A 16,918-nucleotide genomic window follows, 5' to 3' on the forward strand; every position below is an offset into this window, starting at 1 on the left:
AGCGATGGTGAGAACGAAGTCGAGGCCGCGCTCAAGGTCGTCGAACTCATTGATCTTACGGGCAGATTGGTCACCGCCGATGCGCTCCACTGCCACACCCGCATGGCTGCGGCCATTACCCAAAGAGGTGGCGATTACCTGCTTGCGCTGAAGGGCAACCGTCGTCATTGGCTGCGCCGTGCCAACCTGCAACTGGCCGACGCCACCCCTTCCATTGCCGAGCGCACCGAGACCAGCCACGGCCGCAACGAGTGGCGGCAGGCCGAGATCGTGGCGGCGGCCGAGCCGCTGATGCCTGGCCACCAGGCCTTCATCCGCATCACCAGCCGGCGCGATCAGGCCAGACCTTTGATGCGCCTGTTCATGGCCTCCACGCTCATGTCGCCGCAGCGGGCGCTCGACCTCACCAGAGCTCATTGGCAGATCGAGAACGGCCTGCATTGGATGCTCGATGTCCATCTCGATGAGGATCTCAGCCGTGCCCGCAAGGACAATGCTCCCGCCAACACAGCCCTTCTCAATCGCCTCGCCAGAAACATCCTTCAGGCCGCCGATGCTGCCAAAGTTCCCATCAGCCATCGCATCAAGAAATGCGCCTGGAACGACGACTATCTCATCAATGCCATCACTCATATGCGATAGCCCTGCCCTCGTGGGGGAGATGCCCGGCAGGGCAGAGGGGGGCGCGAAAGAACGCCGGCCTTCGTTTCAACTGTAGCAATCGCATAGGGGCAAGTGCCCCCTCACCCGGATTGCCATCCGAATTGCGAAGGGCAATTCGGGGCAATCCGACCTCTCCCCGAGGGGAGAGGAGGTCGCCGGCGTTAACGCCAGCCTCTTCTCCCCAGCGGGGAGAAGGTGGCCGCGAAGCGGCCGGATGAGGGGGGCCCCCTATGCGATAGCCCTGCCGTTGGGGGGGAGATCGCTGCTTCGCCCATCAGCGCCCCCGCCCGCCTGCCTCCAGCTTCTGCTCGGCCGCAATCAGCATCTCGACAAACCTCGTCACCTTGGGCGGGCGGAAGCGGGCGGCGGGGTAGACTGTGTAGATGCCGCCGGAGGGCAGCCGCCACTCGGGCAGGACCTGCACCAGCCGCCCGGCGGCCAGCTCGTCCCGCACCAGAAAGTCCGGCAGCACCGACAGGCCGGCGCCGGCGCGGACGGCCGCCAGCACTGCCGGCGTCGCGTCAATGGCGATCGTTGCCTGCATGCGCACGACCTGCTGCTCGTTGTCGCCGCGCGAAAATTGCCATAGCAGCGGTTCGCGCAGCGCCATGTTGGCGATGAAGGGCAGCCCGGCAAGGTCTTGCGGTTCCCCGGCCGTGAACCGGCCTTCAAACCCGGCGCCGCACACCATGAATTGTTGGAAGGTGCCGATGCGCCGCGCCTGCAGGCTGGAATCGGCCAGCCAGCCGACGCGGATGGCCACGTCGATGTGGCCGGAAACCAGGTCGATCGTCTCGTCGCCCAGCGTCAGCTCCACCCGGCAGGCGGGATAGCGCGCGCTGAAGGCGGCGACCACCGGCACCACCGCCGACGTGCCGTAGTCGTTGGACGCCGCGGTGCGCAGCGTGCCGGTCGGCTCGGCGGCGGCCTGCGCGAGCTCGTCGAAGGCATCCTCGGCCTGCTGCAGAACCTGCAGGCAGCGGGCATGGAATGTCCGGCCGGCCTCGGTCGGATGGACGCGGCGCGTCGTGCGGATCAGCAGCGTCGTTCCGACATCGCGCTCCAGCCGCGCCACCTGTTGGCTGACGACCGCCTTGGTGATGCCCAGCCGCTCGGCGGCCCGCGTGAACGAGCCGGCGTCGACCACCGCCGCGAAATAGGCCAGCCGGTTCAGGTTCATGCGTGGCTCATGGCAGATGCAGCCCCATTGTCAGGCGAAAGCATACATTACGTCTATTTTGTCGGCCTTCAATATGCATTCCGTTTTTGCCATCTTGCGGCATCGAGGCCGCCGAATTCCGCATTCCCAGGAGACATCCATGTTCACACGGAGAAGCATCATGAAAACCACCCTCGCCGCCGGCGCTGCCGCGGTCTTTGCTCCCGCCGGGCTTGGCCATGCGGCCAGCGGGCTTTCCTGGAAGCATTTTCCCGCCGGCGAAAACGGCTTCTTCCGCGCCCCGGTGCTGGTCTCCGGCGCCACCGAAGCCGTGCTGATCGATTCCGGTTTCACCTACCCCGACGGCCGGGCCGTGGCCGAGGCGATCAAGGCGACCGGCAAGACGCTCACCACCATCTATGTCAGCCAGTCCGACCCCGACTATTATTTCGGCCTCAAGCGGATCAAGCAGACGTTCCCGCAGGCACGGGTGATCGCCGCAGCCGAGACGGTGGCCGCCATCAACGGCAATGTCGAAAAGAAGCTCGCCGTCTGGGGGCCGCAGCTGAAGGAAAATGGCCCGCAGGCGCTGGCCGACGTCGTCATCCCGGAAGCGTTCGACGGCAAGACGCTCAGCGTCGACGGCGAGAGCATCGAGATCGTCGCCGCGGAAGGCCTCGGCAACCGGCGCTATCTGTTCGTGCCGTCGCTGAACGCGGTGTTCGGCGGGGTGATGATCTTTGCCGGCGTGCATGTCTGGACCGCCGACACCCCGACCAGGGAACTGCGCGCCGCCTGGCTGGCCAACCTCGAAAAGATCGCGGCGCGCAAGCCGGCGATCGTCGTGCCTGGGCACATGACGCCTGGGGCGGCGACCGACCTTTCGGGCGTCGAGCACACAAAAACCTATCTCATCGCCTTCGAGGAAGAACTGGCCAAGGCCAAGGACGCTGCCGCGCTGAAGAGCGCCATGGAAGCCCGCTTCCCCGGCCTCGGCATGGGGGTTGCGCTCGACATCGGCTCCAAGGTCGCCACCGGCGAGATGAAGTGGGGCTGAGATTGGCGCCAATCTCGAGCTGATCCGCACCACTTACGAAGGATACGCTCATGGTCCAGCGGGCGTTGACGCCGGGCGCCTGACGGCTGTCATCCGCCGAGACGGTTGGTGCGCTTGCTGGCTTCGGCCTTGGCCCGCGCCTCGACCGCCCTTTCGATCTCGCGCTTCAGCTCGTCCTTGATCGCCACCGTCTCGGCCATCAGCGCCTCGACCTTCATGAAATCGAGCACGCGGTATTTCGACACCGCCGGCCGGATCAGGATGTCGGGCCGGCTCTGGTTCAGCTTACTGGCGATGATCGACTGCATCATCAGCTGCGTGGCGCCGAACATCAGGTCGACGGAGGTCGGGAATTTGCGCCCGGCCTCGGTCGGCGCGCCGACCACGTCGACGGCGATGACGATGTCGGCGTCGAGCTCGATCAGATCGAACGGCACGGGATTGTAGATGCCGCCGTCGATCAGCAGCCTGCCGTCGCGCATCACCGGGCGGAACACCGCCGGGATCGCCGCCGAAGCGGCCAGCGCCGAATGCAGCTCGCCTTCGTCGAGCACCGCGAGCTTGTGGCCATAAAAGTCCGTTGCCGTCACCTTCAGCGGTATTTTGAGTTCGGCGAAGGTCTCGGGGATGGCATCGGGCAGGAACGCCTTGAGGATGCGCTCGACATTGAACTGGCTGACCCGCAAGCCGCCCTGCAACGCTTCGGCAAAGGTGCCGGGCCGCGCCCGCCACATGCGCGTCGCCACTTCGGCGCGGCGGCCGAGGATCGAGCGCGTATAGTCGTGAATGTCCTTGCCGGTCATGCCCGAGGCCATGCCGGCGCCCATGATGGCGCCGATCGACGAGCCAGCGATTGCCGCCGGCCTTATGCCCAGTTCGTCCAGCACCTCGATGACGTGGATATGCGCCAGCCCACGCGCGCCGCCGCCGCCAAAGGCGATGCCGAAGCTAGGGCCGACCGCGGAGCCTTTGCTAGCCCCCATTTCTGACACTCGATGCGGCGGTGCTATCGAAATTGGGCAAATGCCCCGTCATCCGGATTGCCGGCGGTTTGTGGCCGTAGCGCGTCTTTCCTTCTCCCCTTGTGGGAGAAGGTGGATCGGCGCGTAGCGCCGAGACGGATGAGGGGTGTTGGACGGAGTGCCGCCGATGCCAAGCTGGAACACCCCTCATCCGTCGCCTTCGGCGACACCTTCTCCCACAAGGGGAGAAGGGGGAGCCGACCGGGGCGGCGCCAGCGCCTGGAAAACGCGGGCAACGGCTCATCCCTTGCTTCCCAGCTTCGGCCCGACCACCATGACGGCCGGCTCGGCGGAGAGCAGCTTTTTCGCCGCTGCCTTGACCTGGTCCAGCGTCACCGCGTTTATCAGCGCGGCGCGGCGCTGCATGTAGTCGATGCCGAGCTTGCCGAGCTGGATCTCGACCAGCGTTGCGGCGATCGCGCCGGAGGAATTCAGATTGTTGATGGCATAGGCGCCGATCATGTATTTCTTGGTCGCCGCCAGCTCGGCTTCGGTCGGCCCCTCCTCGGCCATGCGCTTGACCACGTCGCGCACCACGGCCAGCGTCTCGGCCGCCCTGTCGGCGCGGGTCGAGGTGGTGATGGAAAGCGCCTCGGAATGCTGGTGGTCGACGAGGTCGGAGCTGACGCTATAGGCCAGGCCGCGCTTCTCGCGCACCTCGTCGAACAGCCGCGAGGTGAAAGTGCCGCCACCGAGGATCTCGTTCATCAGCACCGCGGCGAAGAAATCCGGCGCGTTCCGCTTCACGCCGGGATAGGCGAGTTGCAGCGAGGCCTGCGGCTGGTCGTAAACGACCTCGAGCTGCTGGCCAAGTTTCAGGTCGATGTCGGGAACGGGCGTAAGCGCCTGCTTTTCCGGCAGGCTGCCGAATACCAGGTCGAGCTTCTGCTTCAGCGTCTCGGCGTCGATGGCGCCGACCACCGCGACATGCAGACCGTCGCGGGCGAAATTCGCCTTGTGGAAAGCGCTGAGATCGGACGGCGTGATCGTCGCGATGCTTTGCCTGGTGCCCTGGTCCGGCCGCGCATAGGGATGCCTGCCGTAGATCGCGTCCAGCCATTTGCGCTGGGCGAGCGTATCGGGATCGCGCTCGTTGGCGATGATGCCGGACAGGATTTGCGCGCGGATGCGGTCGATCGGCACCTGGTCGAAGCGCGGCTGGTTGACCGCCACGCGCAGCAGGTCGAAGGCGCCGTCGCGCTGCTCGGCCAGCATGCGCATCGAGCCGTAGATTCCGTCGCGCTGCGCATCGAAGCTCATCTCGGCGCCGACATCGTCAAGCTTGACCTGGAAGGCCTCGCTGTCGAGGTCGCCGGCGCCTTCGTCGAACAGACCGCTCATCAGGTTGGCAAGCCCTTCCTTACCGGGCGGATCCTGCGTCGCGCCGCCATCGAAGACGAAGCGGATGGCGACGATCGGCACCGAATAATCCTCCACCAGCCAGGCGGTGATGCCCTTCGACGAGGTCACCTCCTGGATGTTCATGGCAGCACGAGCCGAAAGCGCCGGCAGGATGAGGAAGACGAGGGAGAGGATGAGGGTAGCTAGAAGCGGGCCGGCGTGCGCGCGCTTCCCTTCTGCCCTTGTGGGAGAAGGTGGATCGGCGCGAAGCGTCGAGACGGTTGAGGGGTGTTGGACGGAGTGCCGTTGGTGCCAAGCTGGAACACCCCGCATCCGACCGAGCTTCGCTCGGCCACCTTCTCCCACAAGGGGAGAAGGGGAGGAGCCCAGGGGAGAAGGCAGAGCGGGACCGTGCTGGTTCATCATCAAATCAATTCCCAGCCTGGGTTTGCGGCAGAAGATAGCCGGTCGTTGCGTGGTCGAGATTGAGATAGCGGGCAGCGACCGCCTTGACCTGGTCGGCGGTGACCTTGCGGATGCGGTCGGGCCATTGCTGGACGTCCTGGACGTTGCCGCCGGTGGCGAGCGTCGAGCCGTAGATGTTGGCCATGTCCTCCTGCTTGTCGCGGGCAAAGATCATCGAGCGGACGAAACGGTCCTTGGATTTTTCCAGCTCATCGCTGGTGACGCCGTCTTTCGCGATGCGGGCGATCTCGGCGTCGACCGCGGCCTCGACGTCGGCAAGCTTGGCATCGCCGCGCGGCGCGCCATAGACGGTGAAATTGCTATCGTCGAGCATCGTGCCCTGGAAGAAGGCGCCGGCCGCGGCGGCTATCCCTTGCCTGACGACAAGCTCCTGGTAGAGCCGGCTGCGGTTGCCGCCGCCGAGGATTTCGGACAGCACGTCGAGCGCTTCGGCTTCGCCGGGCTTTGCCGTGTGATAGGACGGAACCACCCACTGCGTCGTAAAGCTCGGCACGCTGACGCGCCCGTCGGTCAGCGTCACCGTGCGCCTGGTATTCTGCTCGGGCTCGACGGGGCGGATGCGCGGTGGCAGGTCCGGGCCGCGCGCGATCTTGCCATAGGTCTTTTCGGCCAGCGCCTTGACCGTTTCCGGCTCAACATCGCCGGCCACCACCAGCACGGCGTTATTGGGCGTATAATATTTGTTGTAGAAGGCCATCGCGTCGGTGCGGTTCAGCTTCTCCATCTCCTGCATCCAGCCGATGACCGGGATGCGGTAGGGCTGGTTCTGCCACAGCGTGGCGTCGATTTCCTCGTCGAGCACCGCCTGCGGATTGGAGTCGATGCGCGAGCGGCGCTCCTCGAGGATGACGTCGCGCTCCGTCTTGATGACATCGTCGTTGAGGATGAGATTGCGCATGCGGTCAGCCTCGAAGCCCATCATCTCACCGAGCGCCTGCGGCACCACTGTCTCGTGAAAGGCGGTGTAGTCGTAGGAGGTGAAGGCGTTGTCCGAGCCGCCGATGGCGGCAACGGCGCGGTCGAGCTCGCCGGCCGCATGGTTGCTGGTCGCCTTGAACATCAGATGCTCGAAGAAATGGGCGATGCCGGATTTGCCCGGCGGCTCGTCGGCGCTGCCGATCTTGTACCAGACCATATGGGTGACGATCGGGGCGCGGTGATCGGGGATGACAACGACCTCCATGCCGTTGTCGAGCAGGAAATCCGTCACCGCGCCGTCGTCGGGATTGTTGTCCGCCAGAGCCGGCGCGGCCATCACCAGGGCCAGTCCCAAGAGCGTTCCGCGCAGCCATTCAGCCTGAAATGTCATAGATGGCTCCGGTTTGGGGTGGAACGATAGGCGGGGTTGCTGGTCGAGGCAAAGCGAATTGTTCGTCATTTTGAAGGCGCTGCTTCCTCGCCAATTGCGGGGCCTCACCCAACCTCGATGAAGCGGATGACCGTCTCGCCATAGTTGCGCTCGTCGACAACCGAAAAGCCCGGCCCCGCCTCGAACGTCGCCGCCGCCGCTTCTTCGACGACGCAGAGCGCGCCGGGGGCGAGCCAGCCGCCGGCCTTGGCCGAGCGCAAAGCGCGTTCGCCAAGGCCTTTGCCATAGGGCGGATCAGCAAAGACGAGGCCGAATGCGGCAATGGTGCCCGCCTCGCCCAAGGCCGTCGCGTCGCGACGGAATATCTTGGTGCACCCGGTGAGGCCGAAAGCCTCGACATTGGTGCGGATCAGGCCGCGCCCTTCGGCAGATTCCTCGATGAAGACAGCATTGGCAGCGCCGCGCGACAGCGCTTCGAGGCCGAGCGCACCGGTGCCGGCGAACAGGTCGAGCACGCGCGCACCGTCCAGTTTTTCGGGAAAGCGATGCGCCAGCACGTTGAAGACCGCCTGACGCGTGCGGTCGGTCGTCGGGCGGATGGCAAAGGTGCGGGGCGTCGCCAGCGGACGCCCGCGAAGCTCACCGCCGACGATCCGCATTGCTTCCTTTCGGGCCGCCACGCGGCCGGTCGCCACCGCTATCCGAACGTTCGCCACGAGGCTTGCCGAACGGCTTTGCACCGCCGGGCTTGCCATAAGACGGCTTGAAAGCGGCCTTGCGCGCCTTGTTTTCCGCCGCCTTGGCGGCGTCTGCCTCCGCCCTGCCCTTGCCGATCGGCCGCGCCCCCGGCGCCATCCAGACATTGGCCTTGCGCTGGCCCGGCGGTTCGATCGGCCGCTGCTCGCGTTCGGATTTCTTGCCGCCGAAGCCGCCACGAGGCTTGTCGCCACGGGGTTTGTCCCCGAAGTCGCCGCGTTCAGGTTTGGCGCCACGCTCGCCAAAGCTCCTCTCCGGTTTTGTCGACAGCTTGCCGAGCGCTTCGTCGCGGCTGCCTTCGCGGCGCTTGCGGTTCTTGATCAGGCCGCCCTCGCCGATCGGACGGCGTTCGCCGTCACGGGTGAATTTCGGCCGCTCGGGCTCCTCCTCCCGCTCACGCCTGACCGGCTTGTTGGAAAACGGCTTGGCGATATCGGCGTCGAAATTGGCACCGGACTCTTCGACCAGGCGCTCGCCGAGCTGGTCGCGCAGCACGCGGCCCTTGATCTCCAACACATGGCCTTCCGGCAAATCGTCGAGCTGGAACGGCCCGTAGGAAATGCGGATAAGCCGCGTCACGTCGAGACCGAGCGAGCCCAGGATGTTCCTGACCTCACGGTTCTTGCCTTCCCGCAGGCCGAGCGTCAGCCAGGCATTCGAACCCTGCTCGCGGTCCAGCGTCGCCTCGATGGCGCCATAAAAGACACCGTCAACGGCAATGCCTTCGCGCAGGCCCGCGAGCGCGCTTTCCTCGACCTTGCCGTGGACGCGCACGCGGTAGCGCCGCAGCCAGCCGGTCGCCGGCAGTTCGAGCACGCGCGACAGGCCGCCATCATTGGTGAGCAGCAGCAGCCCTTCGGTGTTGATGTCGAGCCGGCCGATGGTCATCAGCCGCGGCAGCCCGGGGGGCAGCACGTCGAAGACGGTCTTGCGGCCTTCGGGATCGCGGTTGGTGGTGACCACGCCGGCCGGCTTGTTGAACAGGAACAGCCGCGTGCGCTCGATCGGCGGGATCTCCATGCCGTCGAGATGGATGATGTCGCCGGGCATCACGTTGAAGGCCGGCGAGGTCAGCGCCCTGCCGTTGACCTTGACGCGGCCGGCCGCGATCAGTTCCTCGGCATCGCGGCGCGAGGCCAGGCCGGCACGTGCCAGCCGCTTGGCAATGCGTTCGCCGGCTTCTTCCGTTGCCTCGACGCGACGCGGACGCGGCTTGAAGCCGCCCTCCGATGCCGCCTGTGCCCTTTGTGCCCCTTGCGGCCGATCGCCGCCAAAATCACGCTTAGGACGATCCCCGAAGTCACGCTTGGGACGGTCGAAGCGCTTTTCGCCGTGCTCGCCTTCGGCAGCGGCCGGCCGGTCGCCGCGCGGCGCGTAGGGCTTGCGCGGACCTTCGCGCTTCTCATAAGGCTTGCCCTCCGGACGCGGCCCTTTGCTGAATGGCCTCTCGCTGCCTTTGAAGTCGCGCTTCGGCCGCTCGCCTTCGGCAGCTGCTGGCCGGTCGCCGCGCGGTGCATAAGGCTTGCGTGGACCTTCGCGGTTCTCATAAGGCTTGCCTTCCGGACGCGGCCCTTTGCTGAACGGCCTGTCGCCTTCGCGCTTCGGCTTGAAGTCACGCTTCGGCCGTTCGCCTTCGGCCGCCGCCGGCCGATCGCCGCGCGGTGCATAAGGCTTGCGTGGACCTTCGCGCTTCTCATAAGGCTTGCCTTCCGGACGCGGCCCTTTGCCGAACGGCCGGTCGCCTTCGCGCTTCGGCTTGAAGTCGCGTTTCGGCCGTTCGCCTTCGGCCGCCGCCGGCCGATCGCCGCGCGGAGTGTAGGGTTTTTTGACGCCGAAGGACGGCTTGCCACCCTTGCCGGGAGCGCCATCGCGACCACGCGGCCCCGCCGGTTTCGGGCCGGCCTTGCGCGGGAATTTCTTGTTTTTGTCGTCCATGTGGCCTTTGCTCGTTTGCGCGGGTAGTAACAGGATCGCGCTCTAGTGGCGAGGAGATAATCGGAATGGAAACCGCGTGAGGCGGCAGGATTTCATGGCGCTGGCGCTGAAAGAAGCCGAAGCCGCCGCCCTGCGTGGCGAGGTGCCGGTTGGCGCGGTCGTCGTCGGCGGCGATACGGTCGTTGCGAGTGCCGGCAACCGCACCCGCGAGTTCGCCGATCCGACCGCCCATGCCGAGATGCTGGCGATCCGCGAGGCCTGCCGCAAGCTTTCCAGCGAGCGGCTCAGCGGCCTCGATCTCTATGTGACGCTGGAGCCGTGCACCATGTGCGCCGGCGCCATCTCTTTCGCCAGGCTGCGCCGGCTCTATTTCGGCGTCGCCGACGAGAAGGGCGGCGCAGTCGTCAATGGCGTTCGCTTCTTCACGTCACCGACCTGCCATCATGTGCCCGACATCTATCCTGGCATGGCCGAGAACGCTGCAGCAGCATTGCTGAAGGACTTTTTTCGCGAGCGACGCGGACCCTGATTTTCCTGGTTCGGCAGACGGACCGAATCCAAGTCAGCCAATCCAGTTCAGCCAATCCAGGCCAGAACGTCTCTGGCGCCGTCAGTCTACCAGGGCAGCCAGTCGAACATGCCGCTGCTCTTGCTCTTGGCGGCCGCCTCCCTTTTGAGGCGGCGTTCCTTCTTGTACTCGTCCTCGCCGAGGTCACCCTGCGGCGCAGTGTCGGCGGCAGCGCGGTATTGCACCGGCGGCTCGCTCAGATATCTGCGGGTGGTCGGGTCGCCCTGTTTGCCTTCAGCCCGGCGGCGCATGATTTCCGCGGCGCGGTCCTTGTCCGAATCGGCCGGAGTCCAGGCTGGCGGGTGGCTCGAGCCCGACTGCTTCAGCGCGGCCTTGACCGACGCCGGATCCGTCTGCACGTCATCGATGACCTGCGCCTGGTAGGCCGGGTCGTCCTGATGCAGGGTGGCATCGGCGCGCAGGCGGGCACGGCGCTGCTCCGGCGATTCGGGCCATTCGGCACTCGCCGTCTCGATGCTTTCCTGCGGCGGCGGCAAGACTTCCTTCTGCCCCGGCCCTGGCTTCACCAGCGTGGGGCGCGGCTTGTAGTCGATACTATCCTTGCGTTTGGGTGCGAAGGAAAAAGCCCCGGTGAGGTCGCCGGCAAGCTGCGCGCCCGCGGTCTTGTCGGTCCCGTAGGTGGGCGAGCCCATGCAGCCGGACAAGGCGAGGCTCGATACGACAAGCGGCGCCAGCAGCGCGACGCGCGCGTAAGTTCTCTCGGTCATGCCAAAAAGTCCCACTGTAGACAGCCTCTCGATTGCCGCCGGCCAAAGAAAGGTCCGGCCCCCATCGCCTATGCTCTTCCGACGGAATTCCGGCGACAATTTGTCGTCCGGAGTTTCGCGTGTTTACCTCAACCACTCGTTAAGGGCAACGCACGGGGCCGATCGGCCGCCCGCCGTGGCAATTGTGCACCGCCTTAAAGGCGGCTCAAAGCCTTCAGCTCATGCAGGACAGCTGCGTCACGGGCCGAAACATCCGGGAATTCCGGATCTGAGCCGACATCGGCGGTGTAGCGCCAGGAGCGTGCGCATTTCACCAGGCCGCGGTCCTCCGCCTTCTCGACGACCACGGCGACGCCTTTGACATCGTCGAGGGTAAAGCCGCCCGCCGGCGCCTTGCCGTGCGCGATAACCAGATCGCTGGTGATCGCCATCTCGGCCATGTCGACATCGGCGATCGCCGCTTCGAGTAGGGCATCGTCGAGAGTGACGACCGGCACCGCTTCCAGCGAAGAGCCGATGACCTTCTGCGCGCGGGCGATCTCCAGCGCGCCGGTGACGACACGGCGGACCTGCCGCACCTTGCGCCACTTCTCCGCCAGCGCCTCGTCCTTCCAGTCCGCCGGGATCTCCGGGAACTGGTCGAGATGCACCGAGACGACATCCGGATGACGGTCGAGCCAAGCCTCTTCCATGGTGAAAGGCAGCATCGGCGCCAGCCATTTCACCAGACAGTCGAAGAGATGGCGCACCACCTGCACGGAAGCCTTGCGCTTCACGCTGGAAGGCGCTTCGCAGTAGAGCGCATCCTTGCGGATATCGAAATAGAAGGCCGACAGCTCGATCACCATGAAGTCGAGCAGCGCGCGGGTGATGCGCTTGAATTCGAAGGCGTCGTAGCCCGAGCGTACGACTTCATCGAGCTCGGCGAGCCGGTGCAGCATCAGCCGCTCCAGCTCCGGCATCTTGTCCAGCGGCACCTCCTCGCCATCGTCATGGGCGAGCGTGCCCAGCATCCAGCGGATGGTGTTGCGCAGCTTGCGGTAGGCGTCGATGTTGGTCTGCAGCACGTTTTTGCCGAGCCGCTGGTCTTCCCAATAATCGGTCGTCACCACCCACAGCCGCAAGATGTCGGCGCCGGACTGTTTGATGACGTCCTGCGGCACGACGGTGTTGCCGAGCGACTTCGACATTTTCCGCCCCTCCTCATCCATGGTGAAGCCATGGGTGACGACGGTTTCGTAGGGCGCCCTGCCCCTGGTGCCGCAGCTTTCGAGCAGCGAGGAGTGGAACCAGCCGCGATGCTGATCGGAGCCTTCGAGATAGACGTCGGCCGGCCATTTCAGGTCGGGCCGGTCCTCAAGCGTGAAGGCATGCGTCGAGCCTGAATCGAACCAAACATCGAGGATGTCCATCACCTGCTGCCATTTCGAGGCATCGTGATTGCCGAGGAAACGCTCCTTGGCGCCGGCGGCGAACCAGGCGTCGGCACCTTCCTTCTCGAAGGCGTCCATGATGCGCTGGTTGACTGCCTCGTCGCGCAGGACATTGCCGTCGGCATCGGCAAAGACGGCGATCGGCACGCCCCAGGCGCGCTGGCGCGACAGCACCCAGTCAGGGCGCTCCTCGATCATGGCGCGGATGCGGTTCTGGCCGGCGGCGGGTACGAAACGGGTATCGTCGATGGCTTTCAGGGCGCGGCTGCGCAGCGTCGTGCCGTCGCCAAGCTCCTTGTCCATATAGACGAACCATTGCGGCGTGTTGCGGAAGATGATCGGCTTCTTCGAGCGCCAGGAATGCGGATAGGAGTGCTTCAGCCGGCCGCGCGCGAACAGCGCGTTTCGCTTGATCAGCTCGTCGATGACGGCCTGGTTGGCGTTGCCCTTCTTGCCATCGTCGTCGATAACGCGCGCCGCTCCACCCTCGCGGTCCGGGCCGAAGCCCGGCGCGTCCTTGGTGAAGAAGCCGGCATCGTCGACGGTGAAGGGGATCGCGGTGTCGATGCCACGCTGGCGAAGATCAGAGGCGGCATCCATCCAGGCGTCGAAGTCTTCTCGGCCGTGTCCCGGCGCGGTGTGGACGAATCCGGTGCCCGCATCGTCGGTGACATGATCGCCGGCCAGCATCGGCACAGGGAATTCGTAGCCACCACCCAGACTTTTGAGGGGATGCGAAAGCGTAAGATTTTCAAGCTCTTCGGCGCCAACGCTGCGAAGACGATTCAGGGTGACGTTGGCCTTCGCGGCAGCGTCGTCTGCAAGTTTCTCGGCAAAGATCAGCTTTTCGCCGGGCTGGGGGCCAAAGGCGTTCTGGGCCGCCGTGACCTCGTAGAGACCATAGTTGATGCGCGGCGAGTAATTGACGGCGCGGTTGCCGGGGATGGTCCACGGCGTCGTGGTCCAGATGACGACGTTGGCATCAAGCAGATCGAGCGACGTCTGCGTCAGCTTGGGATCCAGGGCTGGCTGCCCATCATCGATGTTGATGACCTGGCGAGCGAGGCTGACGACCGGAAACTTCGCCCAGATCGTGTCCGACTCATAGTCCTGGTATTCGACCTCCGCCTCGGCCAGCGCGGTGCGCTCGACCACACTCCACATCACCGGCTTGGAGCCGCGATAGAGCTGGCCGGACATGGCGAATTTCAGCAGCTCGCCGGCGATGCGCGCCTCGGCGTGGAAAGCCATCGTCGTATAGGGATTGTCGAAGTCGCCGACGACGCCGAGGCGCTGGAATTCGGAACCCTGCACCTTGATCCAGTGCGCCGCAAACTCGCGGCATTCCTGCCGGAACTCGTTGACCGGCACCTCGTCCTTGTTCTTGCCCTTGGCGCGGTACTGCTCTTCGATCTTCCATTCGATCGGCAGGCCGTGGCAATCCCAACCGGGTACATAGTTCGAGTCATAGCCGCGCATCTGGAATGAGCGGGTGATGACGTCCTTGAGGATCTTGTTCAGCGCATGGCCGATATGAATGTTGCCATTGGCATAGGGCGGGCCGTCGTGCAGCACGTATTTTTCGCGGCCGGCTGCGTCTTCGCGCAGCTTGCGGTAAAGGTCCATATCCTGCCAGCGCTTGACCAGCAGCGGTTCCTTTTCCGGCAAACCGGCGCGCATCGGAAAATCCGTCTGCGGCAGGTAGAGCGTTTTGGAATAGTCGATCGTCTCGGCGGTCTCGGTATCAGTCATTCGTCTGCCATATGCGTTGCCCGTCGGTAAAAGAGCCCGGGCGTTGAACTATCATGATCTGGAAAAAGCGCGAGAGGCCGCGCGCAAGATTCCCGGCGGCTCCGGCGGCGGTCAAGCCGCCCGGAACACCGGGCCTGTAATTCGTATCGCAGTCGCGAGAAGGCGCGAAAAGCTCGTCATGGCTGGGCTTTTAACTGAGACAGGCGATGTTGAAAAGCCCGAACTCTGATGCTTCCGCTAGGAGCGTACACCAATTGCGCCTATGTTTGTCGGTAGATGGCGTCGAGAGACCAGCATCTTCGGTTTGCATTTCACAGTTTAGCGCGCTGGAAGGACGGAATGTGACCCTGACGACTACCGAGTCCGCCTTGCGACTTGAACGCATTTCAACGATGGCGAATCGCGTTTTTGGCAACCATGAAAAGGCGCAACGCTGGCTGCGTAAGCGAAGTCGGGTTCTCAACGACGCGCCCATCGATCTCCTTGAGTCTGCAACAGGTGCCACGCTTGTGGAAGAGGAACTCAACCGGATCGGCTACGGCATAGTCGTCTGAGCCTTGCGGCTCTCCGTCGTGCACAACCCGCCCGCTCACATCGAGAAATCGAAGCGATAGGTCGTCGACACGCCGATCATGAACTGATCCCTGGAGCCCCGCTCCTTGACCAGGCTGGAATCGGCGGCCGGGCCCATCAGGCGGGAATATTCGCCGAACAGACTGGCCGTCATCGGCTCGGTCACCTTCCAGGTCACCGCGCCGCCCAGGCCCGCAGATTTCACCCCGCCGCCTGGATGATATTCGCTGAGCCCCGAGGCCAGTGACTCCTTGGCATCAACGCCATAATAGGCGTCGAAATAGTCCGATGAGGCGAATGAAACGCGCGGCCCGCCGGAAATCCTGACGTCGGGCGTCACATCGTAAAAGGCGTCGGCGGCGATGTCGGCGACAAAGCCGTTATGGGCGCGAATGCCGTGCCGCAATTCGGCGCGGGCACGCAGCCAATCCAAAGGATAGAATTCGAAGAAGCCGCCAGCCTCGCCGCCCCAGCGCACCGGGTCGAGACCCTTCAATTCGTCGGCGTCACCACCATCGCGGGAAAACAGGAACTTGCCTGCCAGGCCGGCGCGGACGCCGCCATCATCGATCAATGCCAATGAGATATTGTCGTTGCGCGAGTTGAAGCGCGCCGCGGGACCAGCCTTGCCGAGCGAGATGATCGGCGAGGCGCTGAGCAGGTACTTCTTGCCGCCCTCGAAATTCGGCGCGACCATGCCGGTGGCGCCGACCGTCAGGTACCAGTCTCCGGACAGCCAGCCGAAGGTGCCCTCGCCGGCCTTGGCAACGCCGCAGGTGCCGAGCATGAATGCGGCCAAGACCGTCGGGATCGTCGGGACTGACCGCATCGTTACTCCATACGTCGAACGCATTGGCCGATACAACCGGCTTTCATCCAAGCCATGGCGCCATTTCGGTAAAATTTGACTTAATATCCGTAACATTGGCGGCGTTGGCCCTGTTTTCCGCATAGCAACGAATCGTATTGGCGCACCAAGATCCCAGATCAAGACGTCTGGAATGCGCCAGCAGTTGCCTCGGCAAGGGTCATAAATACTCGTGGACAAACATGCCCGCGCTGTGAAGAGCGCGGCGACCGGCACTCAACCGCGCATTCCAAACCGGCCAAGCGTGAATCATATGCGGCCAAATTTCGAGACGTACTTTGACGTCAGTCGCGCCAGCGGCTTCCGCGAGCCGAGTTGCGTCCGACAACAGCGTCTCGGCCGAACCGACTTGTATAAGCATTGGGGGAAATCCGCTCAGATCGGCGAACAACGGCGAGATCAGGGGATCGCGCCGACCAACGCCATTGGGAACATAGGCGGTTGCCAGTTCCTCCAAATACGCCCGGTGGATGATGGGGTCGATTGCGTCCTTGGTTGATAGTGTCGCGCCGGACATCGAAAGGTCCGTCCAGGGCGAAACCAGCCAAAGACATCGCGGCAACGGCTCGCCTGCCGCGCGCAATATACTGACCAGGCACAGGGTGAGGTTGCCGCCCGCACTGTCTCCGCCAACCACGATGCGATCCGGCGCGATCCCTTGCCGCCTCAGAAAGCGCCATGCGGTGAGTGCGTCTTCATGTTGCGCAGGGAAAGGATGTTCCGGTGCGCGTCGATAGTCGATCGCGAGAGTGCGCATTCCCATTGCCCGACCTGCCTCTGTCACCATTCGACGATGACTTTTAGGAGAGCCGGAGCAGTAGCCACCACCGTGGAAAAACAGCAGAACCTTATCCCTGTCACTCCCAGGCGCCAGGGACCACTCTCCCTCGAGGCCATCGAAAACCACATCCTCGCATCGGATGTCCTCGGCAATCGGCCACACCGAACCAACCTCGTCGAGCCGTGCCCGGCGTTCGTCCCAGCGGACCGTTCGTGGCTTTGAGGTCAACAACCTGCGGACGGCGTTGATCTCCGTCAGATCGAGGTGTTCGTCCACGTCGCCCATTTTGCTTCCCTAGCCTCATCAAGCGTAGAAAACGGCGTACAGCAGCACGTCATCGATAAGGGCCAATGCCAGCGCTGGGGATTTTTCGTTACACTTGCGTCATGGCGAATACACGAGACGGCGGGTCGCCCCTAAACCCACTCGTCATCTTTAGCACTCCCCTCGCATATGGTCGAATATTCCATCTGATATTTGGCCTCTT

Annotated in this window: 15 protein-coding genes; 5 read left to right on the plus strand and 10 right to left on the minus strand. The window is 64.4% G+C overall.

Annotated elements, in window-relative coordinates:
- On the plus strand, positions 1-642 hold a 642-nt coding region (locus tag NKH43_RS18575; RefSeq protein ID WP_352859344.1), incomplete at its 5' end, for an ISAs1 family transposase.
- 295 nt (positions 643-937) lie between these two features.
- Here the strand turns inward: NKH43_RS18575 and NKH43_RS18580 are convergent.
- Positions 938-1,843, minus strand: coding sequence for a LysR family transcriptional regulator (locus NKH43_RS18580; protein WP_352859345.1), 906 nt, complete (start codon positions 1,841-1,843; stop codon positions 938-940).
- A gap of 139 nt (positions 1,844-1,982) precedes the next feature.
- On the opposite strand from NKH43_RS18580, the gene NKH43_RS18585 reads away from it, so the two are divergent.
- Complete coding sequence (locus NKH43_RS18585) at positions 1,983-2,879, plus strand: MBL fold metallo-hydrolase (RefSeq protein ID WP_031193462.1); 897 nt, start codon at positions 1,983-1,985, stop codon at positions 2,877-2,879.
- Between the two features lie 89 nt (positions 2,880-2,968).
- On the opposite strand, the gene NKH43_RS18590 is transcribed toward NKH43_RS18585, so the two are convergent.
- The 5 genes from NKH43_RS18590 to NKH43_RS18610 all read right to left on the minus strand — a co-directional run bounded on the left by NKH43_RS18590 (position 2,969) and on the right by NKH43_RS18610 (position 9,728).
- Positions 2,969-3,862, minus strand: coding sequence for a patatin-like phospholipase family protein (locus NKH43_RS18590; RefSeq protein ID WP_023717135.1), 894 nt, complete (start codon positions 3,860-3,862; stop codon positions 2,969-2,971).
- 279 nt (positions 3,863-4,141) lie between these two features.
- The gene (locus NKH43_RS18595) at positions 4,142-5,386 is read right to left on the minus strand and encodes a M16 family metallopeptidase (protein WP_036244232.1); all 1,245 of its coding nucleotides are present in this window, start codon (positions 5,384-5,386) and stop codon (positions 4,142-4,144) included.
- 286 nt (positions 5,387-5,672) lie between these two features.
- Entirely contained in the window at positions 5,673-7,037 is a 1,365-nt protein-coding gene (locus NKH43_RS18600; RefSeq protein ID WP_352859347.1) for a M16 family metallopeptidase, read from the minus strand.
- A 104-nt stretch (positions 7,038-7,141) separates the two neighbouring features.
- Positions 7,142-7,696 (minus strand): 16S rRNA (guanine(966)-N(2))-methyltransferase RsmD, encoded by a 555-nt coding sequence (rsmD, locus tag NKH43_RS18605; protein ID WP_352859349.1) that lies wholly within the window; start codon positions 7,694-7,696, stop codon positions 7,142-7,144.
- The gene (locus NKH43_RS18610; RefSeq protein ID WP_352495534.1) at positions 7,677-9,728 is read right to left on the minus strand and encodes a pseudouridine synthase; all 2,052 of its coding nucleotides are present in this window, start codon (positions 9,726-9,728) and stop codon (positions 7,677-7,679) included. The genes rsmD and NKH43_RS18610 overlap by 20 nt, the downstream gene beginning before the upstream one ends.
- A 76-nt stretch (positions 9,729-9,804) precedes the next feature.
- On the opposite strand from NKH43_RS18610, the gene NKH43_RS18615 reads away from it, so the two are divergent.
- A complete protein-coding gene (locus tag NKH43_RS18615) occupies positions 9,805-10,257 on the plus strand; it encodes a nucleoside deaminase (RefSeq protein WP_352859351.1) in 453 nt (150 codons plus the stop codon).
- Between the two features lie 86 nt (positions 10,258-10,343).
- Here NKH43_RS18615 and NKH43_RS18620 read toward each other — a convergent pair whose 3' ends face one another.
- Together NKH43_RS18620 and ileS are read right to left on the minus strand one after the other, a co-directional pair.
- Complete coding sequence (locus tag NKH43_RS18620) at positions 10,344-11,024, minus strand: hypothetical protein (RefSeq protein WP_023717129.1); 681 nt, start codon at positions 11,022-11,024, stop codon at positions 10,344-10,346.
- A gap of 194 nt (positions 11,025-11,218) precedes the next feature.
- The gene (gene ileS, locus NKH43_RS18625; protein WP_352859353.1) at positions 11,219-14,209 is read right to left on the minus strand and encodes an isoleucine--tRNA ligase; all 2,991 of its coding nucleotides are present in this window, start codon (positions 14,207-14,209) and stop codon (positions 11,219-11,221) included.
- 43 nt (positions 14,210-14,252) lie between these two features.
- Here ileS and NKH43_RS18630 point away from each other — a divergent pair, with 43 nt between their 5' ends.
- Entirely contained in the window at positions 14,253-14,438 is a 186-nt protein-coding gene (locus NKH43_RS18630) for a hypothetical protein (protein WP_023717127.1), read from the plus strand.
- Between the two features lie 112 nt (positions 14,439-14,550).
- Complete coding sequence (locus NKH43_RS18635) at positions 14,551-14,763, plus strand: antitoxin Xre/MbcA/ParS toxin-binding domain-containing protein (RefSeq protein ID WP_352859355.1); 213 nt, start codon at positions 14,551-14,553, stop codon at positions 14,761-14,763.
- A gap of 35 nt (positions 14,764-14,798) precedes the next feature.
- Here NKH43_RS18635 and NKH43_RS18640 read toward each other — a convergent pair whose 3' ends face one another.
- Both NKH43_RS18640 and NKH43_RS18645 read right to left on the minus strand, forming a co-directional pair.
- Complete coding sequence (locus NKH43_RS18640; protein WP_352859356.1) at positions 14,799-15,611, minus strand: MipA/OmpV family protein; 813 nt, start codon at positions 15,609-15,611, stop codon at positions 14,799-14,801.
- 199 nt (positions 15,612-15,810) lie between these two features.
- On the minus strand, positions 15,811-16,716 hold the full coding sequence (locus NKH43_RS18645; protein ID WP_352481725.1) for an alpha/beta hydrolase: 906 nt from the start codon (positions 16,714-16,716) through the stop codon (positions 15,811-15,813).
- Positions 16,717-16,918: the final 202 nt, after the last annotated feature.

Origin of the sequence: Mesorhizobium sp. M1163, from assembly GCF_040318415.1 — a bacterium.
Classification (GTDB): Bacteria; Pseudomonadota; Alphaproteobacteria; order Rhizobiales; family Rhizobiaceae; genus Mesorhizobium.